This is a genomic window from Paenibacillus solisilvae, from assembly GCF_042656405.1.
GTDB classification, from domain to species: Bacteria; Bacillota; Bacilli; order Paenibacillales; family Paenibacillaceae; genus Paenibacillus_Z; species Paenibacillus_Z solisilvae.
This window is the reverse complement of sequence record NZ_JBHSOW010000116.1, coordinates 21,098-43,914: the sequence shown is the minus strand read 5'-3', so window position 1 is coordinate 43,914 and position 22,817 is coordinate 21,098. Positions and strand designations below refer to the sequence as shown.

The window sequence follows — 22,817 nt, the reverse complement described above, 5'->3', positions numbered from 1 at the left end:
CGAAAAAAGCTATTACGAGCAACTCCAGGTTTCATAAAGTTGTGTCTACTATATTGACATAAGCTCAAAACTGCTTATCTAAGTGGAAATATCCAGTATAGATCCCGCAATAGCAGGATTCACTGCGAATAGCTGTATATTTTCCAGTATAGCCCCACAGTCTGCAGCCCTGACAGCAGGCAGCTTCCAGCGTTCTTACGCCAAAACAGGCAGCAGGCAGCCTCCAGCGTTCTTACGCCAAAACCGATAGCAGGCAGCTTCCAGCGTTCTTACGCCAAAACAGCTGACTACAGCACGGCTGCCTGGCACCACCAATCACGGATAAATCCCTTCAGCGGCTTTTTTCCAAGGCAGATACAGGGTGAACCTGCTCCGGCGCGAAGTGTGGCACGGGGAGCTGCGCGATCCGAACACATGGCAGTGCCCCCGGATTGAACCGGCCGCGTCCACGTCTGCTGCGGATTCTCGAACCACTTTGCGGGAACCCCCTGCTCGACATGCCTTGTTTCATGAAAAAAAGCTCCGAGCCTGGGAATATCCCCTGCTTGGAGCTAACTGAACGACTTCGTTCCTAAACACGTCCTGCGGCAAAGGTTAGAAGTAACCGCTCACCTGCTCGATAATTCGAAGCACAATACCGATTAAGAACCCGCATAACGCACCGTTGACACGAATCCACTGCAGGTCCTGGCCCACCTTATCTTCGATCAGCTCTACTAATTGATCATTATCCAGCCGATCTATATTTTCCTTTACGAATGTCCCGATCTTATCATGATTGCGTTCAATCATCGTACTTACCTGCTGCTTCATCCATTGCTCCGCTTCCATGAGCAGGTCCTGGTTCTCCTCCAAACGGTCAATGAAGCGCTCGATGACAGGCCAGACCGTATCCGAGAACGATTCGGACTGGATAAATTCCACGCCCTTCTCGCGCCAAGCCTCGATCATCCCGGCAATTTTCTCGTCCAGCTGAAGCGAGTCCAACAAGCCATCGCGGATGGCATCCAGTTGCCCCGTCTCTGTCAGGCGTTCTACCAGCTGGCTTAATCCGCTGCGCAAACCGTTGATTAGAGCGACACGCTGCTCGGTGTAAGGAACCTTAAGCTCTGCAATCTTTGTCAGAAGGAAGCCCTGAATCATCGTGCCGAGCTTATCCTCATCCAAATATCCAATGAATGCATTGACTGCAAACTGCATAAGCCCGCCTAAGTTCAAGCCCTTAAGAAGCTGCATGGCTGTGACGCCCAGCTGCCGGCGAAGCTCATCCGTTCTCGCCCAGGTCTGCGCACGCTCCAGAAGCAAATCGAAGATCCGCTCATCCGTTCCGTCCTCTGCCGCTTTATGGATCAGCTGGTGCAGCAGTGCACCCAGATCTATACGCTGAACAGCGCCGCGAATTTCACCCGACACGAGCGGAACGACCTTGTCTGTATCAATTCCCCGCAGCGCTTGCTCCAGATAGTAAGGCAGCCTCTCACTGTAGACAGTAGACTTCAGCGCATTGCGGACTGCCGGCAGCAGCTGCGCCGCCAGCTCTATCTGCGACAGCTTCTCAATGATGCTTTCCTTGGCCAGCAGTCGATTCTGAACGACCGCCACAATCCCTTCCGACATCTTCTTGCGATTACGCGGCAGGAGTGCGGTATGCGGAATAGGTATGCCAAGCGGATGCCGGAATAAGGCGGTCACTGCGAACCAGTCCGCCAAGCCGCCGATAACTCCGGCCTCGAATCCGGAATGGAGAAGGCCGGAAGCCCCGCCTGGGAAAGGCAGTGTTGCCGCGAATCCTGCCGCCATTACCGCTAACGATCCGCCTGCAAGCCGTCTATTTTTTTTTGCTGAAGTTGTAGTTGCCATGTTATCCCTCCGTTATCGCTACTTACACCATACCACTTCGCGGTAATCTTATCAAAATAATAGCCCTGCAGACTCTCACGCCGTGTTCAAGGCAGCCGGAAGCAGAGCCGCGGTGCATTCCAGACGCATGATGATCGTTAAAAAAGCTTGGTTCCGTTCTTCCTGAGCGGAGCCAAGCTTTTTCTATTTTCGCATGAACTATTCATAATAAGATAATTCGCTCATGATAATTGCCGATACCCGGTCTTCCTTGACGACAAATTCAAGCACCCATTTATTCTTCTTATCGATATAGCCATGGAACGAAATGTTCCCCTGCTCTCTCGTGTAATAGGAATCTCCATATTTGGCGGCAACATCCTCCATGCGGTCTCCAACCTTTACCTGCTTCGCGGTTGCTGCCTGCGGCCCGAAGGAATAACCTATGATTCTATCATCACGTGACGTATATTGATAATCCTCATACATAATTAGAAAATCCCTATTGCCCTGGTTGAGCGTACGCTCCGGTTTCCCCAGCTTGTCCACCAGGCTCTTCTCCGTAACACCCAAAGCGACAGTTCCGCCTTTCTCCATGGTCAAATCCGTGCTCTCCACGGTATCCACAAAAGATAACGGCGTTGATTGCGGCTTCGAGCTGCAAGCAGAAAGCATCAGAGTAAAGCCTACAAGCGTGATAAGCGTAATTAATGCTAATTTCCTCACGGTATTTCTCCTTCTAAGCCAAAATGATCATTATATAACAATACCATGACCGCAGCGGCATTAACAAATAACGAATAGTCCGCTTTCCTTCCACAAACAAACAACAAAACAACAGCCCAACCTTAACGGTCAGCCTGCTGTTCATCGATCCCTATGTGTCCCATGCTTTACTGGGATGCTTAAGCTTGAGACTTCTCCCCATCCGGTTCGTACTCATAGGCAATGACCACGATATTGCCCGACGTCTGCTTTTGCAAATCTTGCTCGAACTGCTGCAGTTGGTTCACTAAATCCCCGTTCAGCTCTGCTGGCTTATAGCTCATTTGCTTCCCCTCCATTCTCCTCAGCCTACATGTCAGTTACTCTAAGTTTGCACACTTCGAGCAGTGTCTATACAGCGGAATCTGGGAGGAATATCAGTTTTATGTATTCAAGCATGCATGAGCTGCCATCTCTTCGCAGAATCTCTTCGATCCGCGTTACCGCTTATCTCCAATGTCCCGAAGCCCTTCTAGGGTCTCTTTGTAGACCTTCACCAAAGCCTGGACCCTCGTAAAATCTGTATCCTCCGGACCATAACCGTCCATAAACATCCGATGCAGGATCTCCTGAAAAAAAGCAACCCGCTGCTGCACCTGATCCAGTTCCAGATTAAGCACATCATTAAAACTGTGCGCCTCAATAAAATCCGTCATCTCATCCGAAGGCCCGTGATCCGGTTCCGGTTTACGCTCAGTCCGGATACGCCTCCGCTCCTGCGGGGACTGCATATCGATCGAAGTCCGCAGCTCAGATAGCGGGATATTCTCTCTGGCCAGCATGACATGATAATCTTTATTTTTGAAAAGCTCCGCAATGACGAGGCTGCACATATCTTTATTTTGCAATAGAATGCCATCGAAAGGATGCAGCGTCCATACCCCTTGATTGAGAAATAAGTTGAAGGTAAACCAAGCACTGCCGTACTGATACTGAATATTGATCTTGGAATCATCCATGATCTCAAATGTAAACTCCACCATGCGTATACGGCCCCCTTTTAACCATATTATTCCTCTAATTCTATCAAATTGAGAATGGTTAGGATAGGCCGGAGGCGCTCATTGCAACAAAAAACCCCGAAGATCCGGGGCTGGCTCAAGTCATCCGTTAATCATTCAATTCCGCGATCGTCTCTGCTCTCTCACTGCTGGCTACCACCATAAGCACAATTATCAGACATCCCAAAATCACAGGAAGAATCATGGGCGACCCTCACTTTGGCGATGAATACTTTACCATAATTTATGAGGGAGCGGTGCCAGATATGAGTGCAGGACGACCTTTTATTTCAAAATCTCGCTCATTTCGCTCGCTACCGCCGATTGTGGAATGGCCGCTGCCGGTTTAGCCGCTTCATTCAGTCCGAGCCGGCTGCTCATCTGCGCATTAATCGTCGTCATTTTATTCGTGTAATCATTACAGCTGTCAATGATTTTGCGATTCGACTGCTCCGAGGAGTCGATAGCCGCCATCAGATCGGCAATGGCTGTATTGACGGACTCCAGTGACATGGCCGGCTTCGACAACAGCTCATTCGTTTTTTCCGTTGTCGTGCGAAGCAGGCGGGCATTTTCCTTGAATTGATCCTCGATCGTCTTGTTCGTCGCATCAACCGCTGCAATGACCTTCTCCTGATCATTAAGCGCCATCGCAATCATGGCTGAAACCGTAATCAGATTCGCCGTTTTATCGACGGCATTGTTAACGGAATCAATCAATTTATCATTATTGTCGTTAATGATATCCGTTGCGGCAATCGCTTGGTTATACAGCATGATCATTTCGGTCATGGATTGGATCCGCGTGACCACTTTCCTTAACCCCCGCTCCAGGTGAGCCTTGCGCGTCTCATTCTCAGGCTTGGCAATCTCCACCTCAAAGAGATCCTTCAGCTTATTGCCAAGGGCAATTTTCGTCTGCAGCGTATAAATCTCTTCGATGGAGGCGCGTTTGAGCTGCCTCATGTTCACAATATTTTCTTCGAGATGGTCCTTCCCGTCTCTTAGACCCGTAAGGATCGCATCCACGTTCGTGCGGACGGATTGATATTTGTAAATATAGTTCTTGAGCGGACTCTTGCGAAGGAGCTTGCCGAAGAAGTTGACGTTCTTGCTCTGCTGCAGGCTCTCGCACTCATCGCGCAGCTTCAGAATCATGTTCGACACTTCAGCACGGTTGCCCGTCATGAGATCATTGACGGGACGATCCAGCATTTTGAGCGTTTGTCCGGCCTTCTCCTGCGTCTTCATGCCGAGCTTGCCGATTTCGTCCATAAGCGGATCGAGCGTCATCGTATCGGTATTCGCAACCTTTTGAATGAGCTGGGTGGCTTCCTGCACGACCTTTTGCTCATCCTCTTGCTTCAACTGCACCAATTGAACCGCCATATCGAATCACTCCTGCCCTTATTATTGGGATACGTTAGTATTCGGAACTGCTGTAACGCTGGTGAATAAGTTCCGCCTTCATTTGAAGCTCAAGCAAGTCCTTGTGCTCAATGGTGGACACGATGTCAGAGATCTTCGCATCCACATCCCTCAGCCCGTTTAACAACGTTCTGCGGTTCTTGGTCTTCGCTTCCCCGCTTAGTCGCAGAAACGGATTAATGAATCCATTCAAATCTTTCAAAATCAGTCTTCTAACCGTATGATTAACATCTGCGTTATTAAGCTCCTGAAGCGGTGGTATGACCCTGTGCAAACGCGCGAATAAAGCCAGGGATTTCTCCACAATTTCATTATCCAGCGAATTCTGCTGGCCTTCAGATATCATCATATCCTCCAACACATTCAAATACTCCACAACCGGGGCAAATTCCGGATGAATCTCGGATTGACGGCTGGAGGTTGGTTTGCCGGAGCTGCCCCCGTTCTCAGCACCTGGCTTGTCCGTTTGAAACGGGGCAGACGACGCGCTTGTTTGAACATCTGCCAATTGTTGAGCCTTGGCAGCAGGCGCAGCTTGCGGTGCATTAGCAGAATTAGACGCAGCAGCAGCAGCAGGCTGATCCAGCTGTGATTTCTTCTTCGAAGGTATGAAGCTGCCGATCGCAGCGCCAACGACTGGCATCACTAATGAGACAAGCTCAGGCACCACCGGACTGGTTATGACGGCAATAAGATAGCCAATTGCAGCGGCTACTACCATCTTCGTACGAAAAATCACTGGCCATAACCCCCTTAAGACATTAACTTTATTCGGCATGCAATCGATGCAGATTATATCGCAAACTCTATTCCCATTATAAACATACAGCGCTTACTAGTATTGTAGAAATTCAAAGAAGCCGTGTCAAATAAAGAAAAAAGTGTGCTGCGCTGAATACATGAGGCAGCGCAAGGATTGCTCATATTAATCTCACTTCCAAGCAGCAGACAAGCTGTTGTCTCAGCCTCGTTCCCTCGCGCATAACTACAACCTCCTGCCGGCTATAGTGGATTTTTCCACTTATTTTCGATTAATCGCCTCTATTTGACGAGCTAAACTGGATTTTTCCACTTAAAAAATCACTATTGTGCTTCAAAAGCCCTTTTCAGGCTCATTTAGGTGCAATAATCCAGTATAGCTATCCAAACAGTAATAATATGGTTTTTATACTGGATCAAATCCACTATAGCCGACGGGTTTTGGATTTGTCCTCTTAAAAAAGAAAAAACGGCTTACGCCGTTTCATCTCCACTATGCTTCCGAGTATGTGATTGCAATTGCCTGTTAGCTCCTGCTTCTACTCTGTCCTTGCATTTACTCTGTTCATCCTCATTGCCCTGCACTGTTCTTTCTCGATTCGTACTCTGACCTTTCTTATACTCTGTTCATCCTCTATGCTCTGCACTGTTCTTGCTTTTACTCTGTTCATCCTCTATGCACTGTTCTTTCTCGATTCGCACTCTCAGTTCTTACTCTTACCCTGTTCATCTTCCTCTTCCACTTACCCTTGCAGCATAAGCTGGTTAAGCTGCCTTACAGCGTTTTAGCTGTTTCTGCGGCTGTTCTCATCTTCATCGGCTGCTCAATATGGCTGGCCAATATGCCGTATTCAGGCGTTTGCGGAGCAACCTTGCCGCCAAGCGCCAGCTTTACCGCCAAATATGGGAAGTTAACACCCGATAAACAGGTAACGTGCAGGCCGCCGGACATCCGCGGATTTATTTCCAGCAGCTTTGGCGTATCCCCGCTATATTTCATCTGAATGTTGAAGTTATAAGGAATCCGGTACGTTTGTGCGACTCGCTTAGCGATTTCGAGCAGCTCCGGCTTGTCATCGAGCAGACGAAGACGGCCTCCCGCCTTACGGCGAGGAACAGCAGCAAGCAAATTGCCTTCCGCATCTGACAGACAGTCAATGCTGTATTCGAACCCTTCCAGCAGCTCCATGACCATCACATCCTGGAATGTTTCCTGACTGGAGAGAACCTTATAAGCCTCGTCAAAAGAAATCCATTTGGTCACATGGCCAAACAGCTCCTGAAGCGGATTACGGTTATTATCAATAATGCGGAAGCCAAGGCCGCCTTCCGAATTCGTCGGCTTGAAGCACACGCGAAGGCCGCGTCCAGTTAAATCCTCATAAGCCTTCTTGAAATCCGCCGCATTATTCACTACATGATACGCAGGCACTGTCATAATGCCGGTCTCTGCTACAGATTCATAGAATTTATCCTTCTCCATCAGCTTCTCCAGCAGCTCGGTATCCCGGCAGACGATCACTTTCGTCCCAATAGCATCGAATAGATGCACATGCTTAGAGATGTGGAACATCCGCAGACGCGGGATAAACACATCGATCTGGTGACGACGGCAGAACTCCACGCACCACTCGACGTATTCCAAGCCCTGCAGCGCAGGCTCAACCTCCGCATGGTCGCAGCCCTGCAGGGACATATGACGAGGATCCGGATGAGTGCCGTAAATTTCGAACTGAACGCCGTCCTCATTATTGCGGATGGCATTCATGTAGTGGAAAGCAACGGAGAACCAGCGGTTAAAATAAATTTTCATCTTCTTCATCTCGATACATCCTCCAGCGCTCTAGTATCTCTGTACACCTCGTGTACATAACCCAATATTTCATCCGCCGCAAAAACGCCGGAATGCTTCGTAAACCGATAGGCTGTACAGGAAGGATTACGCTGCTGCTCGTTGTACAGCTCTCCATGCCTTGGCGCGATCGCATAATCAGCAGCATCCAATAGGCATCTATCTAGGATAGAGTCTCCCGACGCAATAAGCGGAAGCCCAGGATGCATGCTGCGGATATGCTCAATCGCCTCCCGCTTGTTTACAGCAGCAGGCACGAGGTAGATCTTCCGGCCCTGAATCGAAACTTCCCAACCGAGAGCCCGAGCAATCTCTGCTTTCTCAAGCACGGCTTCGAGAGGCATCCGGTCACGCTGAATCACAAAAGCGAAGAACAGCTCATCACAGAACCGCTCGCCGACTACCCATTCCTCATTCATAATGGGGTCAAAAATCGCTCTTGCCTCTTGTGCGGATGCAGCACCCTGCTGCACCTTCCTGCGGATCCCGCGATTCCACAGCTCATCCACGATCCCGTTCACCATAATATTGCCGCCATTGCTCATGATTGCATATGCAGGGCGAATGGCGCCTTGAAATAAATGGATCCGTTCATATTGCTTGATCGTTCTCGTTGTGACGGGCACGAATATAGCGTCCGTCTGAAGCCTGCTTAAGAGCGACAACGCTTCTTGAGAGATATAAGATAAGGTTTTGCCCTCTGCCTGCTCAGCCGCGATGAGACCTGGCGAATCTGCCGGCACGCCCATCGAGCGAGTCGAATAAATCAACGTTTGGTCCAAATCACTTGCATAAATCATTCCGTTTCCCTCCCCAGCGGTTTGATGATGCCGCAGCAGGAATAAGTGAGTCCCGGAAAGACTTCAACCGGTACACTGCGATCATTAGCAAGCATTAGAATATGCGTTAAATTCGGATTATCCAGCCGGTCAACGAGTATTTTCCAAGGAACTCTCCGCAGCAGCACCCTCGTCGTTTCCCCAACACCCGGCTTGACCAGGTTCACGTCATCGATACCATAGAAAGTCTGAATGGCTTTAATATCCTGCAAGCCTTTCCATGTCACTGGCTCTGGATTTACCAGCATTCCATTGGCAATCTCCCGGGCTTCTTCGGTAAGTGCAAAATAATTCGAGACAATCTGGTTGACAAACAGATTCGATACATCCAGCGGCAGCCATTCCCGATAGAACTTCGCCCCATGAAAATCATCCGGACCGATCAAATCATCCCGCAGCACCGTTCTGCTCATCAGACCCGATACGGTAGAATTCAAGCAAGCGCTCGGAATCAAGAAATCCTCGCGCGTTCCGTAGGTTTCGCAGCAATGTCCCGGATCGGCCAATACGGCCAAATCATCATTCAGCCTAATGCCGTACTGGGCTTCGAAACTCTCGCATGCCTCATTCAGTACGCCGCGAATAGCCCCCTTACCCGTCCAGCCGTCTACGAATTGGAGCGGTGCATCTACGCCATGCCGCTGAAGCATATACAGCAATGCATTCTCGTCGATGCCTTTACCGCGGATAATCGAGATGCTGTAATGAGGCACGGTTACTTTATATTTCATTTCAATGTAGCGCTTGATCAGAATCCCAATTGGCGTGCCCGCCCTGGCAAGCGACACCAATACGACATTCAGGCCTCTATTACTTACAATCAGCTCAGCAGCCACAGCCGCAGCACGGGCGACTTTGGAAGCGGAATGAACAAGCGTATCATGAAACAGTTGAATATAGTCTTCCGTAGGCTGGTACTCAACAGGAAGCATCTCTGAATAATGCGTGCCGGATTGAATCGCTTCTTCTCTGTCCTCGGTCGGTCTCTCCAGCTGTACCTGACTTAAATCCTTCAGCAGGAAAGTTACATCAGTTGGCGGATAGCTGCCTAAAGGCTCGGGAGCTGCTATAGCTTTTTTGCGAATACGTTCCAATAACGCTTCATTCATGCGTTCAGCACCTTCCAATCATGTCGCTTGCCGGTAAAGAATATCAAATGAACATTAACCTTAGCCAGCTTCTTAACGAGATTAATGAATGGCTCAGCCCTCTCTGGCGGCACATCTCGCTCGAATAAAATAAAAATGTCTTCGTATTGATCCGGATCGACGTTATAAACAAAGTTACGTGTGCCCGGATCATCCGGTGAAGGGTAGCCATACCCGCTTTGTATGCCATATTCAGGCCCGCGGCTTGGGTGAATAGGGCTTCTGGTTGTGGACTGATAGACCACATTCCCGCCCATTTCCGCTGCAATTCGCATAGGAACATACATAAATTCGCCTGTTCCCATAACAAGTGTATGTGAATCCTCACGCGTACGCATTCCCCGAAGTCTCCGGGCAATCTCGGTTATCTGAACGGCCGCCGCTGCATTGTCCTGCGACCTCATTCCGAATCGTCCGGTAGCCAGCAAATATGGAGAGTCATTTAATTGTCCGGCCGAATCGACAGAAGCGGCCTCAATGGATGGGAAGATCTCCCCCATATGCAAGACATTCACTCGTGCATCGCCGCGTCCATCCGGCAGCGCTGTGTCCGATGGCTTCAACTCGACTGCGCCTTCTATACTCATGCTGCCCTTCAACAGACAAAGCGGCTTAATCGCAATACCAAGCTCCGCTTCCAGCGCTGCATAAGCCGCTTCATCCTGCTCCGTGCGCCAATCCAGCAGACTTGCCACAAAGTACGTGCTGCGCGGAAATTTCGCCTGCATATCGCGAATGATATTAAGCGACGTCTTCCCGGTCGTCATTTCATCATCTACCAGTACGACGATTTCCTCGCCTGTCAGCAAGCCGGAATGCCTTGCGTAACAGCGGTGGGCAACCGCATGGGAATGCTCCTCATCGAAGTTAATGACAGATGTCAGAGCAGGCAGATCCTCTCTGGTCGTATGGATATACGCTGCCTGATCGGCAAACACCTCGTATACGCTGTGTCCGAGCGCCGTAGCCGTTTCGGCAAATCCGATAAACTGCAGCGGCACGGGCGATGACAGCTGTGCATGGATAATCTTCTTATAGGCTTCTTCCGCAAGCTCCGGATTACGCAGCCCCTGAATAGCCTGCTCCAGCAGCGCATCTGTCTGTGCTTGATACTCGCGCCCTATCAATTCCCGATATAACAGAAGCGCCAGAGAGGCACCGCTAAGCATCGAGGTATAAGGATGAACGGGGATATGCTTGCCCAGCACCTTGCTCACGAATAGAAAAGATCGTTTCTTGTTAATGCGGGCAGCCATCGAGAATAAGACATCAAGGGGCAGATTGAAAGGATTATAGGTCGGTGTAACGGTAACCTGCAGATTACCCAGAATAGGAAACGTATGCTTGTGCGTGCTCGGGCAAGAGTCCGATAAAGTGCTGTTGTTCATGTAACACCCCGTAGATTTTCGACCTGAAAAGGATCCTGTTGGCCCAATTCAAATGCGGTTTTATTTCATTCATTTTGTTGGCATACTCACTCTTCATCACGCCGCGCAAACCATCATTATTGATGACAATGCTCATGGCATCCACATATTCCTCATGCGTGACCGCATAGAGGGCGTGAACGGGTTTAATATGTGTCGGATGGATGATCGTTTTTCCGATAATCCCGTTTTCCTTATCCAGAATGACCTCGCGGATGAGCCCATCCAAGGCATTCGTTATATACTTCGTTCTCAGATCACGTCCAGGCTTGCCCAGCGCCTCCTCGAACGGTGTTAATCGTAGTTGTGGTTTAAGCACTCTCTCCCGGTTCGAGAAATATTCCCACACCGGTCCTGAGATGACATGTCCGGAATCGACGCGTCCGAAGATATTAATAATATCAGCTATGCAATCACGTATAGGCGCTATATCATAAATCGTGCTGTCCGGGCTGCGTCTGAGGCCAAATAAGCTGGAGAAGTCCGTCGCACCGATTCTAACATTCAGAACGTACTGGCGGTACGTTTCTAATATTTTTTTAATCCCAATGAGAGATTCGACTCTGCTCTCCCGGTAGATGACAGAGGCGCTTTCCAATATAGGAAGTCCGTATAAGACGGAAGCAGATGCCGCTCTGTGTTTGTTATAATGCTCGATTTCATGGAAATACGCCCAGCCGTTCTCTTCTGTGAACTTAGGCAGTACAAAGCCGGTAATGAGTGAATTCGTTTCTTCCATCTGTGAGATCATCCGCTTCAATTGATCTACTGAGCGAACCCGGATAAAGAGCAGCGGAACATGATCCTTCGACAGCTCTCCGGTCACCACATGATACTCAATCCGGTCCAGCTGCTGAATCAGCGTCTCCTCCGCAAGCTCGATCTGAAGATCGCCGACAGCGTCTTCCAAGTCAATTACGATAGAGGCTAGTCCTTCATGCTTTCGGTTCAATACATCTTCTGCTATTGTCTCTCTAGTAGCCGGCATATACAAGGCCGCTCCAATAGCGTGGGCAAGCAAATCTTTCTCGGTATGGTTATTAAAATCGATAGGAGGAGAGAAAAATAGGTGTTCCGTTTCTTCTTGTGTTAAATAATCAAATTGTTTCATTGCTTTCTCCTCCTTTTCCCCTATGCATCTCTCTATTGTTCACGCTTTACACTATCTTAATAACCCGCCAGAGAGACGAAATCCCTCCTTGATAGAAACCTTCGGGGTAGCTTTCGCGAAGGCAGCTGGAGGGATTTCATCTTGTCTCTATCTAGGTGAATTCATGCATGTTTTAAACTTCTTTACCTGCTTGATTCTTCTTGCGAACCGAGCTGTAGACGATTGTTCCGACAAACACAACAATCAAGATGATGAAGAAAATAATGTTCGATAAGTGGAAGCCGAAGGCGCCACCAAGCATCTTAGCAGCAATAAGCGCGATCAGCAGGAACGCTGTTTTCTCAAGCTCCGGCACCTTCTCGATCAGCTTGAGGAAGACCTGCGCCACACCACGCATCATAAGGACGCCTAGAATACCGCCGAGGAACAACACCCATACTTCGTCGCTCAGACCGAAAGCAGCAACTACGCTATCGATACTGAATGCGATGTCCATTAATTCTACCATCAGTACAGTTTTCCAGAAAGAAGCGCCCTTGTTCTCGGCTTCTCCTTCTTCGCCGCCCTTGAACAGCCCTTTGTATGCGATGTAGAACAAATACAAGGCGCCAAGCACTTTAATTAACGTGAATTTTACGAGGAAGGTTCCAAGTCCAATCGCAATGAACCTGAAAACATAAGCACCGAGAAGTCCATAGAAAAGTGCCTTCTTCTGCTGATCTTTCGGCAAATGTCGAACCATAACGGCCAGAACGAGCGCGTTATCCGCGGATAACAGCCCTTCCAGCAGCACCAAGCTGCCGATAATACCCCAGCTAACCGGATCCTGCATCGTTGCAACGATTTCACTCCAAGAGAAGAAGTGACCGTAGTTCTCCACGATGCTTGATAGAAAATCGCTAAACCAACCCATAGAAAAATGCCTCCACGACTACGTCTATTTACTTCCGGCCACCCAGCGCATGCCAAATCCATACGCCTGGTCGATTTCTTTGTGGCCGCTGTAGAATTCTACCAGCCTTTCAATACTGAACGTTTCGTTGTTCACATTACGAATCAGCGCAATGGCGCACATCCGTTTGCGATTGTCATGCTCGTTCATGTTCACGACAATATCCGGTCCGCCATTTTGCTTCAGGGTAACAACACCATCGGCTTCCGACCAATTGGTCACCCCTTGATAGATAAAAGTGAAGACAAGAATCCGTTCAATCTCCGCCAGCTTACTGCCGTTGATGCGGAGGTTCTCGCCGCTCTTCACTGAGCCTGTGCGATCATCACCATCAAGCGCAATATAAGGCGCACGTGTTAAGGAACCAAATGAATCGCCGAGGGCTTGTACAACCCCTTTTTGCCCATTTTTCAGCTCAAATAGACAGGCCAGATCCAGGTCCACCGTCTTGCTGCCGCGGCTGAAAAACCCGCCGGACTTCGCCTGCTTCTGATTCCAGTTGAGGTTAATCAGGATCTCTCCAAGACCGCCGGCCGACTTCTTCAGATTAATGCTGTCGCCCTTCTTCTTCAGTTCAATCTTCGTCAGATTGAGCTGAATTGGAGCAGCAGGCGCTGCTGGAGGAGTCGGTGCAGGTGTTGGTACGGGCTGCGGTTTAGGCGGTGCTTCTGTGGCTGCAGCTGCCTCGGACTGTTCCGGTTCATTCATTACATCAAGACCGAAATTCCCGCATAACGCTTGAAGACCGCCGGCAAAGCCTGCTCCGACCGCATTGAACTTCCATTCCCCATTGTATTTATATAACTCTCCTACAACGATTGCCGTTTCAACGGAGAAGCTGTTGCCCAGATCATACCGGAGCACTTCCTGGCCGGTTGAGTCATTCATGAATCGAATGAATGCGCGCTGCACTTGTCCAAAGCTTTGCCCGCGTTTCTCGCCATCATAAATCGTTAACGTAAAAGCGAACTTCTCCACTTGATCAGGAACTCTCGGCAGGGAAAGCTTAAACTGCTTCTTATCGGTTCCCGATTCTACATTCTTATACTCAATGAACGGTGTTAACGGATTATTATAGAAAATAAGATCTTCGTCTCTTGCAACTTTACCGCTCGCACCAAGCAGAAAAGCGGATGTATCTAGTTCTATAGAGGATGAGGACTCCCAGCCGATTCCGATCGTAAGACCTGTAAGACCCGGATTAGCTTTCGTCAAATCTGCTTTCTGCCCTTTGACAACCACATGACTCATTCTTTGTCACCCTTTACGCTCATGATGAAGCGCATTATTGCGCATCGAGACCATAGTTTTTGCAGAGCGCACTCAGACCGCCTGCGAATCCGCTTCCGACAGCTTGGAACTTCCAATCCGCGCCATTACGGTAAAACTCGCAGAATACAACTGCTGTTTCAGTCGAGAATTCCTCGCCAAGGTCAAACCGGAGCACTTCACGGTCCGTCACCGAATCAACTACGCGTACGAATGCATTGGATACTTGTCCGAAGTTCTGCCCGCGAGCTTGATAATCGTAGATCGTTACGGTAATCCCGATCCGGTGAATGTGAGCAGGAATTTTGCTGAAATCGACAACGATTTGCTCATCGTCCCCATCGCCTTCACCTGTCCGGTTATCGCCGGTATGAATGACGGAGCCGGACCCGCCGTTCCGATTGTTGTAGAAAACAAAATCATCGGCGCCTTTAGCCTTTCCATCCTCGTGAAGAAGAAAAGCTGAAGCATCCAGGTCAAAATCATTGCCGCCGCTGTATTTATTCGTATCCCAGCCCAAACCGACCATAACTTTAGTTAAACCAGGATTCGTCTTCGTCAGATCGATGCGCTGTCCTTTAGAAAGGCTGATTGTCATGGGACATACCTACTCTCCGGTCATTTTGGGTATATATAGAGTATGGATAAGGCCACCACGAATGGCGGCCTTGAGGGAAAGCTATTAGTTAACGCCGTAATCGCGGCATAGACCAGCGAGGCCGTCTTTGTAGCCGCTTCCGATTGCGTTGAATTTCCATTCACCGCTGTTGCGGTACAATTCGCCGACAACAACGCCTGTCTCAATAGAGAAGTCTTCGCCGAGGTCAAAACGAATGATTTCTTCGCTGTTCACATCATTCACGATGCGCACATATGCACGGGAAACTTGTCCGAAATTTTGGTTGCGCTCAGTTGCTTCGTAGATTGTGATTGTGAATGCAATCTTTTCTACATTAGCTGGAACAGTAGCCAGCTCGATTTTGATTTGCTCATCGTCCCCGTCTCCATCGCCTGTACGGTTATCGCCTGTGTGAACAACCGATCCGTTCTCGTTCTGCGGGTTGTTGAAGAATACGAAGTTCTTTTCGCCCTCCACTTTGCCTGCTGCGTTCGTCAAGAACAGCGAAACGTCGAGGTCAAAATCTTTACCGCCATCGTATTTATTCGTATCCCAGCCCAAACCGACTGTGATTTTGGACAAACCTGGATTTGTTTTTGTCAAATCAACCTTTTGACCTTTGGATAAATTAATCGCCATTATTAAAAACCTCCCAATTTATAATTGAACAATGGACTTACTTATACTGTTCCGCCAATTGATTAATATGCGAGGAATGCGTCCCCTCACCGATTGCCGAAAACTTCCATTCTCCGTTATGACGGTAAAGCTCGCCGCAAACAAGAGCTGTTTTGCCGGCGTAGCTTTCAGTCAGATTGAATTTAATCAATTCGCTGCTGTTAGAACCGTTAAGGATACGGATGTACGCCGACTGGATCATGCCGAAGTCCTGCTTACGGTTCACGCAATCATAAATATTAACGACTACCAGGATTTTGTGGACGTCCTGAGGCAGATTAACCAAATCGATTTCGATTTGCTCGTCATCGCCCGCGCCTTCGCCCGTTACATTATCGCCGGAATGCACAACCGCACCGTTAGGACTCTTCTTATTATGAAAGCAAACCACGTTCTTATCGTCCGTTAGTTTGCTGTTCTCATTAAGTAGAAGTGCTGAAGCATCACAATCTATATTCGCTTGCTTCTTGCCGCCGAAGAACCCGCGTGATTGTTGAACTGGATCCCAACCTAAACCAACTACGACCTTAGTCAGCCCTGCATTGCCTTTGGTTAAGTCGATTTTCTGACCCTTAACCAGATTTATTGTAGACATTGATTCTTCACCTCCTCTCAAGTAGTTACATGCTTTTACAAAATATACGGTATGGGCGGGAAAACGTTTCAAAAGAATTAAATTATAATTTTTTCCAAAAATTCAAATTGGATTATAGGCTGAACTCGCCGGGATTCAGATTAAGCGCGCTGCAGATATTACGCACAACTGCTTTCTCTTGATCATCAAAATCCCCGTCAGCCGCGCCAATCGCACTGCATACGCCAACGATAAGGCGTCCAACTTCCGGTTTGCTGCTGAATTTGGAAATGGATTTAAGCGCTTCTTGTTTACCGATCTCCGGTGAAAATTCGAAATTCGACACATAATGATTAAACTGGTTGATGACTTGCGTCATATCGAATACCTTAAGCTCTTCGCTAAGGTTCATGTATCCGGCCATTTTATTTTTCTCAGAAGCATCAATCTTGCCGTCGGCAAATGCAACAAGAGCACAGCCCGCAACAATCGCATCCATGAAATCCTTATTTTTGAACTTTTTCACTTGATCCGTAAGTCCTTTTTTCGTGCTGTTCAGCCAATTTTTGAAGTTACTCATTGTTATTGCCTCCTGCGGTTCATTTTGTGTAGTGCTTTACTCACAATAAATTTACTATACCCCAATAAATAGCAAGATTCTACAAATCACACGAAAGTTTAATGATTATTTAAAACCCTTGCTGTCTGTTACAATAGAATAAATGCTGGAAAAGGAGAATTCAATTTATGGCACAGTATATCCGTTTGGAAACGGATCAAGATTTTGAAGAAGCGTTGGAACGCCGCTCCATTCTGCGAGTTTTTAAGGATGATCATATCGTTGATTCCGGCTGCACGCTTGTCCGGTTCGACAATGAACTTGTCGTTTGCCAATCAAGTGTAAGCGAAGTTTCTTATCACTCGCGCAGGGAATGCGAATTTTTTGGCATGCGAAAAAGATAGCCCTTATATGTTTAACCATAAATGTTAAACTTAACACCTCAACATGAAACAGTTTGCAGTCAAGCCTATCTCTCCAAACGAAAAAAGACACCTAAACGGTGTCTTCTGTCTATCCCACTAGGGCATCTATTTCACTTTTGAGCAGCAGGTATCGGTGTACGCTTCTCATAATGGGAACTTTGGTAAGTCCGTTCTTATCTACATAGACTTTCATTTGGTCTTTGGACAGCCCGAGCAGCATTCCTGCTTCAGTCAACGTCAATACAACCTCATTGCTCGTCGCATTAAACGTTTTCTTTGCTTTTTGATTCCAATCCTGAAATGTTTGCATAAATAAGTTGTAACCATCCTTATTCTTCAGTCGTGTACTTCTATTATAACATGGACTAGGGTTCAAATAAGCAAATCACTGAAAATTTCACAAAAAAGACGCTGACTTGGCAAGTCAGCGCTTGTGAACCGGTTTGTTACGGTAGATCAATCAACATAAAAGTAGCGCCTTCGCCGGTTTGGATATCCAGCTTGGCCGCATCTGTAATCCTCGCTGCATCCCGCCTCGCCAGCTCTGCTTCACCGTTTAGCTTAACACTGCCTGCAATGACGAATACATAGATTTTGCGATCTGGCCCTTGCTCGAATGTAAGATTCCTTCCGGCTTCCAGCTCCGATAAATATAACGTAAGATCCTGATTGATAAAGGTTACGCCCTCTGCCTGCATCCTGCTTGAGACAACAGGCAGCAGATCATTCTTCATTGCTTGCGGATCGTATGCCCGCTGCTCGTACGAAGGCGTTAACCCTCTTTCATTGGGAAGAAACCACAGCTGCAGCACATTGGCAATCTCGTCTTCGGAGATATTCACTTCCGAATGCAGAATGCCGGTCCCTGCTGTCATTCGCTGAACCTCACCCGGACGCAGCACTTCTTTGCCGCCCGTGTTATCCTCATGCTGCAATAGCCCCTTCAAGGCTACAGTGACAATTTCCATGTCTCTGTGGGGATGGGTTCCGAAGCCCTTCTTCGGATGAATATAATCATCATTAAATACGCGCAGCGGGCCAAAATTCATGTTATCCGGATCGTTGAATTCACCGAAAGAGAAGCTTAGATTGGCCTGCAGCCAGCCATGATCTGCTGAATATCTGGAATCTGCCGGGTAAATCTTAATCATCTTACCCCTCCGCTCACATTTTATTTATTACTCACTTTATGTAAGTATAATAGTGTGATATATTTAGTGTGTCAAGCTGCAGCAAAAACTTAAGGCGCATGCTTCCGATGCGAGAGGCGTATGCTTCCGATGCGAGTTTTTGTTCTCAAGAAGTATTCATGTATGTATCACAAAAACTAAGCGTATGTTTCCGATGCGAGTTTTTGTTCTCAAGAAGTATTCATGTATGTATCACAAAAACTTTTAGGAGGTACCCTATGGACCACTTTTACATTCGGCATTCTGTCGGGAGCTCGCTCTTATTCGATTCCAAGAAGCATGACGGCAGCTATTCCATCGAGCCGGCAGGCGAGGATGGGTACACCTTTATCATTCACAGTGCCGATGATGCTTTGGCAGAACTGCTGCTTCTCCATTGTAATGAGCTTAATCTGTTCGTCGTTCCCCAGGAAAATCCTCATCAGAAAATCTGGTATTACTCCACGGACGGCCTGGTCGAATTTGATAAAGCCGCACAACAAATCATCATAAGAACTGACCGCCAATTAGGTTATTCTGTCTAGAAATCGGCGGTTCAGGAGGAGCGGAGTATTCAGCCTATGCCCCGCCCGTCCACTGCCAACTAGTGCCAGCCCCAGAAAAAACCATCCCGCTCCCACGCTGCTCTTCCGCCATGCAGCTTTTTAAACGCTTTCTTTACTTCTTTATCAATCGCTTGATTCCCGTTATCATTCACATAAATGAAGGCTTCTCCGAAATTTTCGATAATATGTGAGACCGCCTTGCTTTGATGAAGGATGCCTGCATTTTTGACCTCATTATACATCCACTCTGCGACATCGTTTGCCGTAAACGCCATGACTGTGTCCTCCTTCATGATCCTAAGAGACTATGCAGTAAGAGCATAACGTAAATGATAGCGGGGATACAAATGAATTCCGTTTCATGAAGCGGCACATTGACGACAAATCGGATAACGTGTTGTAAATTAAATAAGAGGGTGTCCCGTCAGGTCTTAATGGACCGTTAAGGGGCACCCTCATCTGTATCACTGATCAAAATAATTTACATTATTATAATATTGCTCTGTATAATCCGTTTCTTCCATTCCGCTCGCTTTAACCGGTTGATTCCTCCAATTCCGCTTCTTCGGATTCTTCCGAATGTGCGGCTGCGGCTGGTTTCTCCACGGATTATTCCGATTCAGCAGCAGCGGCTGATTCTTCCACCGCTTCTTCAGCTTCTTCGGCTTCTACTGCTTCTACTGCTTCTACTGCTTCATCCTCTTCCGTTTCTTCTGTTTCCGTGGACTCTTCTACAGCTTCTTCATCAGTGCTTTCTTCAATGGTTTCTTCTGGTACGGCCTCTTCAGTAGAATCATCAGAAACGTCCTCCGTGCTCTCCAGAACAACTTCCTCCTCTTGGCTCATAGTTCTCACCTCCTAGGTATCGAATACTATAATTGTAGCGCTTTCATAAAAGGATTCAAGAGTGTAAAATGTCGAAATCAGACTAACTCTAAATATATTTTCAGCGCTCCGGTTTCCGTACAGCGGCTCCGCATCTCACCGCCCCGGTCTTACCAGACCTGATTTAGAGACTGCTTGAAGCTTCCATCAGCTCCATGACCGGACACCTATAATTGAAGAAGACAGGCTTCTTCCTACCCGTATCAAACTCATTCTAGATCGATTCTCAGACAAATTCCGGGACTGCTGCAGCCCACCCTTACCCGATGAAATCTTGACACAATCAAAAAGGTAGGCTATATTTGAAAAAACGAACAGGTATTCGGTTACTTACGATGGAAGCACCCGTAAGAGAAGGCGTAAACTCGCCTTTCTTGCTGGTGCTTTTTTTTGTTGTCTGCCGATGCTTTGTTTGCGAGGAGGTTACCTATTATGAGAAAGATCACTGTTAGACGCTTAACCATTCTGCTCCTGGCTGTGCTTGCAGGAATCGCCGTCCCGACTTCCATTCTGGCCGCTTCAATGGAATTCACTTCTACAATTAAGACGGCATGGGACAAGACGCTCGCCAAATCTGACAGCACAATGAAAGCCGGTTTAAATGTGCTGTATTCGGATTTCACAGCCTTGAAGGTATCGGATCAGACTGCCGACGGACAGATCAAAACCATCCATTACGCTAATGAACAGGCGGAGCTTGAGCTGCGCAAACAAATTAAGCTGATAGACGCTGCCAAGCTTCAGCAGCTGGAGCAGCAGGTACAGGCCGCGCGAGATCGCTACAAGCCGCTGTTTGAGACTTACAACTCGGTTAATCAACAAATTACCGCCGCTAGATTGTTGAAGGATAAACGCCTTAATGCCTTTCTCCGATCACAGGCGGACGGTTTGAAGATTGCTGTACAGCTGGCACGACAAGATATTAAAGTGAAGGAGGACGCTCTGAAAGCAGCCAAAGCTCTAGCTTCTCAGAAGATCAAGAAGCTGCGGGACGTATTAGCTGGTGCTGATCCGCTGGAAATTGAGATCCGCGCGCAGAAAAGTGCCGTCAGCTCCTCGAAGAAACAGGCATCCACTTCCTGGACAACCTTTACCCAAACAGTGAGGAAATTAGATGCCTCCGGCACTTATCAGACATTCTCATCTGTGATCAGGTATAATCGCCAAATCACTGCTCAGAAGCAGAACATCCAGACGCTGGAGAAGCGGATCAGCGATATAATCGCCAAAGCAAAAAAACAGCTGGCCGGGTAAGACACTCCATACATCCTCATTCCGTCATTTGGGTATAAGGTAATGGTTGACTGGTGACGCTACTTGAATGATTTCTACCAGCTGCATTACAGGAGGCTATGATGATTGTGAGTAATACAGAAGATACCCGAATATTCATCGCTGTGCCGCTCCCAGACGAGTTGAAAAAGTGGATGGCCGGATGGGCTGAGACGTTGAAGCAGGCGCTGCCGTCATTTCGCAAATGGGTATACGCAGAGGATTATCACATTACGCTGCAATTTCTCGGGGACATACCTAAGAGCCAAGTCCCGCATCTGGCAAAAGCACTCCAAGATGAGCTGGTCTCTCGTCGGACGCACGATGCTTCCTTTGAGCTGAGTGTCGGTGCACTCGGTCTGTTTGGCCGGCCCTCCAGCCCAAGCATATTATGGGCAGGTATTGGCGGCGATACGAACCGGCTGGATGAGCTGCATACTATCGTTTCCAAGGCATTGACTCCACTAGGATTTCCGCCGGAGAAACGTCCCTTTAACCCTCATCTTACGCTTGCGCGCAAATATGAAGGCACTGTTCCTTTTGATGCCGCGCATTGGATTGGGGGACAAGCGCCTGTCACCGTTTCCGGCGAGCCGCTCCGCTTCCAGGTGCGGGAAATTGTCCTGTATGCCAGTCACCTTGGGCGCCTGCCGATGTACGAGCCTGTTGAACATGTTGCCTTGTGAACGATATAAAGGGCAATTCCTCCGCAGCCGGCAGCCGCTTTCTGGAATTGCCCATTCTTTTCTATCCGTCTAATTGGCGCTGCTTTCAGTCTGGCCGCAGCTTATCGGCTGCCTGTTAATAGCTTTTGCTCGTCAACTGATCCAAGCGCTTGAATTCATAACCTTGACTGCGCGCTGCATCAATAATTTGACCCAGCGCTTCGGCATTATCCTTAGATACGGTATGCAGAAGTATAACAGCGCCAGGATGAAGCTGCTTGATGACGCTGTCGTAAGCATACTGCCGGCCTCGCTGCGCCTTCGTATCCCAGTCTTTATAAGCCACTGACCAGAACACGCTGGTATAGCCCTGCGCCTTGCTGACAGCAAGGACATGATCACTGAAGATCCCCCGCGGCGGACGAAGATATTCCATCTGCTGCTGACCCGTTATCTGAGCTGCTCCGTCCTTGACCTTCGACAGCTCGTTTGCGATCTGGCCGCTGGAGATCACGCTCATATCCGGGTGGCTCCAGGAATGGTTGCCTATGAGATGGCCTTCTGCCGCCATCCGTTTAACCAAGTCTGGCTGGTCTTTAATATAGTGGCCGGTTACAAAGAATATTGCAGGGACCTTCTTTTCCTTCAGTACATCCAGCACCTTCGGTGTGAAGCCATTCTCATAACCATTATCGAAGGTTAGATAAAGCTCCTTCTTGGTGGTATCCCCCAGAAAGATTGCCTGATGCCTCTCCAGAATTCCCTTAAACCCCTCTTCGTTAATAGAAGGGCGTGACCCGCCAACGCTCTTCTTAAAGCCAAAATGATACGCGCCGCCAGGCGAAGCGGCTGCCGAAGCCGCTGCTGTATTCCCCGCTGTCATTAAAATCACTGCTGCGCTAATGAATGCTATCCATACCTGCCGTTGTCTTTGTCGTTTCAATTCCTCATTCGTCCCCTGCCCTGCAGCCCCGTTCATGGCTGTTTCTATGTTATTTACAGGGGTATTATGTCA

At 48.3% G+C, this 22,817-nt stretch carries 27 protein-coding genes; 4 read left to right on the top strand and 23 right to left on the bottom strand.

What is annotated here, in order from left to right:
- Positions 1-315 precede the first annotated feature (315 nt).
- The 18 genes from ACFPYJ_RS29410 to ACFPYJ_RS29325 all read right to left on the bottom strand — a co-directional run bounded on the left by ACFPYJ_RS29410 (position 316) and on the right by ACFPYJ_RS29325 (position 16,841).
- On the bottom strand, positions 316-474 hold the full coding sequence (locus ACFPYJ_RS29410) for a hypothetical protein (protein ID WP_379191815.1): 159 nt from the start codon (positions 472-474) through the stop codon (positions 316-318).
- A gap of 120 nt (positions 475-594) precedes the next feature.
- Positions 595-1,860 carry a DUF445 domain-containing protein gene (locus ACFPYJ_RS29405; RefSeq protein WP_379191814.1) on the bottom strand — a complete coding sequence of 422 codons (1,266 nt, stop codon included), beginning with the start codon at positions 1,858-1,860 and terminating at the stop codon, positions 595-597.
- Between the two features lie 198 nt (positions 1,861-2,058).
- Positions 2,059-2,565 carry a YajG family lipoprotein gene (locus ACFPYJ_RS29400; protein WP_379191813.1) on the bottom strand — a complete coding sequence of 169 codons (507 nt, stop codon included), beginning with the start codon at positions 2,563-2,565 and terminating at the stop codon, positions 2,059-2,061.
- Between the two features lie 179 nt (positions 2,566-2,744).
- Positions 2,745-2,888: a hypothetical protein gene (locus ACFPYJ_RS29395; RefSeq protein WP_379191812.1), complete on the bottom strand. Its 144-nt coding sequence runs from the start codon at positions 2,886-2,888 to the stop codon at positions 2,745-2,747.
- 156 nt (positions 2,889-3,044) lie between these two features.
- Positions 3,045-3,587, bottom strand: a complete 543-nt coding sequence (locus ACFPYJ_RS29390) for a hypothetical protein (RefSeq protein WP_379191811.1) — start codon at positions 3,585-3,587, stop codon at positions 3,045-3,047.
- A 303-nt stretch (positions 3,588-3,890) separates the two neighbouring features.
- The gene (locus ACFPYJ_RS29385) at positions 3,891-4,994 is read right to left on the bottom strand and encodes a toxic anion resistance protein (protein WP_379191810.1); all 1,104 of its coding nucleotides are present in this window, start codon (positions 4,992-4,994) and stop codon (positions 3,891-3,893) included.
- A 34-nt stretch (positions 4,995-5,028) separates the two neighbouring features.
- Positions 5,029-5,772: a hypothetical protein gene (locus tag ACFPYJ_RS29380; RefSeq protein ID WP_379191809.1), complete on the bottom strand. Its 744-nt coding sequence runs from the start codon at positions 5,770-5,772 to the stop codon at positions 5,029-5,031.
- A 795-nt stretch (positions 5,773-6,567) separates the two neighbouring features.
- Positions 6,568-7,614 carry an ATP-grasp domain-containing protein gene (locus ACFPYJ_RS29375; RefSeq protein ID WP_379191808.1) on the bottom strand — a complete coding sequence of 349 codons (1,047 nt, stop codon included), beginning with the start codon at positions 7,612-7,614 and terminating at the stop codon, positions 6,568-6,570.
- Positions 7,611-8,444, bottom strand: a complete 834-nt coding sequence (locus ACFPYJ_RS29370) for an HAD family hydrolase (protein ID WP_379191807.1) — start codon at positions 8,442-8,444, stop codon at positions 7,611-7,613. The genes ACFPYJ_RS29375 and ACFPYJ_RS29370 overlap by 4 nt, the downstream gene beginning before the upstream one ends.
- Positions 8,441-9,592 (bottom strand): cysteine protease StiP family protein, encoded by a 1,152-nt coding sequence (locus ACFPYJ_RS29365; protein ID WP_379191806.1) that lies wholly within the window; start codon positions 9,590-9,592, stop codon positions 8,441-8,443. The genes ACFPYJ_RS29370 and ACFPYJ_RS29365 overlap by 4 nt, the downstream gene beginning before the upstream one ends.
- On the bottom strand, positions 9,589-11,019 hold the full coding sequence (locus ACFPYJ_RS29360; RefSeq protein ID WP_379191805.1) for a phosphoribosyltransferase family protein: 1,431 nt from the start codon (positions 11,017-11,019) through the stop codon (positions 9,589-9,591). Before ACFPYJ_RS29360 ends, ACFPYJ_RS29365 begins: the two co-directional genes overlap by 4 nt.
- Positions 10,952-12,169 carry an HpcH/HpaI aldolase/citrate lyase family protein gene (locus ACFPYJ_RS29355; RefSeq protein ID WP_379191804.1) on the bottom strand — a complete coding sequence of 406 codons (1,218 nt, stop codon included), beginning with the start codon at positions 12,167-12,169 and terminating at the stop codon, positions 10,952-10,954. The genes ACFPYJ_RS29360 and ACFPYJ_RS29355 overlap by 68 nt, the downstream gene beginning before the upstream one ends.
- 172 nt (positions 12,170-12,341) lie before the next feature.
- Complete coding sequence (locus tag ACFPYJ_RS29350; RefSeq protein ID WP_379191803.1) at positions 12,342-13,082, bottom strand: TerC family protein; 741 nt, start codon at positions 13,080-13,082, stop codon at positions 12,342-12,344.
- Between the two features lie 24 nt (positions 13,083-13,106).
- Positions 13,107-14,372 carry a TerD family protein gene (locus ACFPYJ_RS29345; protein ID WP_379191802.1) on the bottom strand — a complete coding sequence of 422 codons (1,266 nt, stop codon included), beginning with the start codon at positions 14,370-14,372 and terminating at the stop codon, positions 13,107-13,109.
- Positions 14,373-14,406: 34 nt separating this feature from the next.
- Positions 14,407-14,988, bottom strand: a complete 582-nt coding sequence (locus ACFPYJ_RS29340; RefSeq protein WP_379191801.1) for a TerD family protein — start codon at positions 14,986-14,988, stop codon at positions 14,407-14,409.
- Positions 14,989-15,072: 84 nt separating this feature from the next.
- Entirely contained in the window at positions 15,073-15,648 is a 576-nt protein-coding gene (locus ACFPYJ_RS29335) for a TerD family protein (RefSeq protein WP_379191800.1), read from the bottom strand.
- 37 nt (positions 15,649-15,685) lie between these two features.
- Positions 15,686-16,282, bottom strand: a complete 597-nt coding sequence (locus ACFPYJ_RS29330) for a TerD family protein (RefSeq protein WP_379191799.1) — start codon at positions 16,280-16,282, stop codon at positions 15,686-15,688.
- Positions 16,283-16,394: 112 nt separating this feature from the next.
- A complete protein-coding gene (locus tag ACFPYJ_RS29325) occupies positions 16,395-16,841 on the bottom strand; it encodes a tellurite resistance TerB family protein (RefSeq protein ID WP_379191798.1) in 447 nt (148 codons plus the stop codon).
- 167 nt (positions 16,842-17,008) lie between these two features.
- Here ACFPYJ_RS29325 and ACFPYJ_RS29320 point away from each other — a divergent pair, with 167 nt between their 5' ends.
- Positions 17,009-17,224, top strand: a complete 216-nt coding sequence (locus ACFPYJ_RS29320) for a hypothetical protein (protein ID WP_379191797.1) — start codon at positions 17,009-17,011, stop codon at positions 17,222-17,224.
- 109 nt (positions 17,225-17,333) lie between these two features.
- Here ACFPYJ_RS29320 and ACFPYJ_RS29315 read toward each other — a convergent pair whose 3' ends face one another.
- A complete protein-coding gene (locus ACFPYJ_RS29315; protein ID WP_379191796.1) occupies positions 17,334-17,555 on the bottom strand; it encodes a DNA-binding protein in 222 nt (73 codons plus the stop codon).
- A gap of 136 nt (positions 17,556-17,691) precedes the next feature.
- The gene (locus tag ACFPYJ_RS29310; RefSeq protein ID WP_379191795.1) at positions 17,692-18,396 is read right to left on the bottom strand and encodes a pirin family protein; all 705 of its coding nucleotides are present in this window, start codon (positions 18,394-18,396) and stop codon (positions 17,692-17,694) included.
- Positions 18,397-18,653: 257 nt separating this feature from the next.
- Here ACFPYJ_RS29310 and ACFPYJ_RS29305 point away from each other — a divergent pair, with 257 nt between their 5' ends.
- A complete protein-coding gene (locus ACFPYJ_RS29305) occupies positions 18,654-18,959 on the top strand; it encodes a hypothetical protein (RefSeq protein ID WP_379191794.1) in 306 nt (101 codons plus the stop codon).
- A gap of 59 nt (positions 18,960-19,018) precedes the next feature.
- On the opposite strand, the gene ACFPYJ_RS29300 is transcribed toward ACFPYJ_RS29305, so the two are convergent.
- Together ACFPYJ_RS29300 and ACFPYJ_RS29295 are read right to left on the bottom strand one after the other, a co-directional pair.
- Complete coding sequence (locus ACFPYJ_RS29300; protein WP_379191793.1) at positions 19,019-19,255, bottom strand: DUF6953 family protein; 237 nt, start codon at positions 19,253-19,255, stop codon at positions 19,019-19,021.
- Positions 19,256-19,589: 334 nt separating this feature from the next.
- On the bottom strand, positions 19,590-19,826 hold the full coding sequence (locus tag ACFPYJ_RS29295; RefSeq protein WP_379191792.1) for a hypothetical protein: 237 nt from the start codon (positions 19,824-19,826) through the stop codon (positions 19,590-19,592).
- Between the two features lie 471 nt (positions 19,827-20,297).
- Between ACFPYJ_RS29295 and ACFPYJ_RS29290 the strand changes: the two genes are divergently transcribed.
- Positions 20,298-21,119: a hypothetical protein gene (locus ACFPYJ_RS29290; RefSeq protein ID WP_379191791.1), complete on the top strand. Its 822-nt coding sequence runs from the start codon at positions 20,298-20,300 to the stop codon at positions 21,117-21,119.
- A 107-nt stretch (positions 21,120-21,226) separates the two neighbouring features.
- Positions 21,227-21,823 (top strand): RNA 2',3'-cyclic phosphodiesterase, encoded by a 597-nt coding sequence (gene thpR / locus ACFPYJ_RS29285; protein WP_379191790.1) that lies wholly within the window; start codon positions 21,227-21,229, stop codon positions 21,821-21,823.
- 115 nt (positions 21,824-21,938) lie between these two features.
- On the opposite strand, the gene pdaA is transcribed toward thpR, so the two are convergent.
- Complete coding sequence (gene pdaA, locus ACFPYJ_RS29280; protein WP_379191817.1) at positions 21,939-22,685, bottom strand: delta-lactam-biosynthetic de-N-acetylase; 747 nt, start codon at positions 22,683-22,685, stop codon at positions 21,939-21,941.
- Between the last annotated feature and the right edge of the window lie 132 nt (positions 22,686-22,817).

Excerpts from the sequence above, each read along its gene's own strand:
- ACFPYJ_RS29310 (WP_379191795.1), bottom strand. The coding sequence starts at position 18,396 with ATGATTAAGATTTACCCGGCAGATTCCAGATATTCAGCAGATCATGGC.
- ACFPYJ_RS29360 (WP_379191805.1), bottom strand. The coding sequence starts at position 11,019 with ATGAACAACAGCACTTTATCGGACTCTTGCCCGAGCACGCACAAGCAT.
- ACFPYJ_RS29350 (WP_379191803.1), bottom strand. The coding sequence starts at position 13,082 with ATGGGTTGGTTTAGCGATTTTCTATCAAGCATCGTGGAGAACTACGGT.
- ACFPYJ_RS29320 (WP_379191797.1), top strand. The coding sequence starts at position 17,009 with ATGGCACAGTATATCCGTTTGGAAACGGATCAAGATTTTGAAGAAGCG.
- ACFPYJ_RS29335 (WP_379191800.1), bottom strand. The coding sequence starts at position 15,648 with ATGGCGATTAATTTATCCAAAGGTCAAAAGGTTGATTTGACAAAAACA.
- ACFPYJ_RS29295 (WP_379191792.1), bottom strand. The coding sequence starts at position 19,826 with ATGAGCCAAGAGGAGGAAGTTGTTCTGGAGAGCACGGAGGACGTTTCT.
- ACFPYJ_RS29345 (WP_379191802.1), bottom strand. The coding sequence starts at position 14,372 with ATGAGTCATGTGGTTGTCAAAGGGCAGAAAGCAGATTTGACGAAAGCT.
- ACFPYJ_RS29305 (WP_379191794.1), top strand. The coding sequence starts at position 18,654 with ATGGACCACTTTTACATTCGGCATTCTGTCGGGAGCTCGCTCTTATTC.
- ACFPYJ_RS29390 (WP_379191811.1), bottom strand. The coding sequence starts at position 3,587 with ATGGTGGAGTTTACATTTGAGATCATGGATGATTCCAAGATCAATATT.
- ACFPYJ_RS29340 (WP_379191801.1), bottom strand. The coding sequence starts at position 14,988 with ATGACAATCAGCCTTTCTAAAGGACAGCGCATCGATCTGACGAAGACG.
- ACFPYJ_RS29395 (WP_379191812.1), bottom strand. The coding sequence starts at position 2,888 with ATGAGCTATAAGCCAGCAGAGCTGAACGGGGATTTAGTGAACCAACTG.
- ACFPYJ_RS29315 (WP_379191796.1), bottom strand. The coding sequence starts at position 17,555 with ATGCAAACATTTCAGGATTGGAATCAAAAAGCAAAGAAAACGTTTAAT.
- pdaA (WP_379191817.1), bottom strand. The coding sequence starts at position 22,685 with ATGACAGCGGGGAATACAGCAGCGGCTTCGGCAGCCGCTTCGCCTGGC.
- ACFPYJ_RS29385 (WP_379191810.1), bottom strand. The coding sequence starts at position 4,994 with ATGGCGGTTCAATTGGTGCAGTTGAAGCAAGAGGATGAGCAAAAGGTC.
- ACFPYJ_RS29365 (WP_379191806.1), bottom strand. The coding sequence starts at position 9,592 with ATGAATGAAGCGTTATTGGAACGTATTCGCAAAAAAGCTATAGCAGCT.
- ACFPYJ_RS29370 (WP_379191807.1), bottom strand. The coding sequence starts at position 8,444 with ATGATTTATGCAAGTGATTTGGACCAAACGTTGATTTATTCGACTCGC.
- ACFPYJ_RS29325 (WP_379191798.1), bottom strand. The coding sequence starts at position 16,841 with ATGAGTAACTTCAAAAATTGGCTGAACAGCACGAAAAAAGGACTTACG.
- ACFPYJ_RS29405 (WP_379191814.1), bottom strand. The coding sequence starts at position 1,860 with ATGGCAACTACAACTTCAGCAAAAAAAAATAGACGGCTTGCAGGCGGA.
- ACFPYJ_RS29355 (WP_379191804.1), bottom strand. The coding sequence starts at position 12,169 with ATGAAACAATTTGATTATTTAACACAAGAAGAAACGGAACACCTATTT.
- ACFPYJ_RS29290 (WP_379191791.1), top strand. The coding sequence starts at position 20,298 with ATGAGAAAGATCACTGTTAGACGCTTAACCATTCTGCTCCTGGCTGTG.
- ACFPYJ_RS29330 (WP_379191799.1), bottom strand. The coding sequence starts at position 16,282 with ATGTCTACAATAAATCTGGTTAAGGGTCAGAAAATCGACTTAACCAAA.
- ACFPYJ_RS29375 (WP_379191808.1), bottom strand. The coding sequence starts at position 7,614 with ATGAAGAAGATGAAAATTTATTTTAACCGCTGGTTCTCCGTTGCTTTC.
- ACFPYJ_RS29300 (WP_379191793.1), bottom strand. The coding sequence starts at position 19,255 with ATGGCGTTTACGGCAAACGATGTCGCAGAGTGGATGTATAATGAGGTC.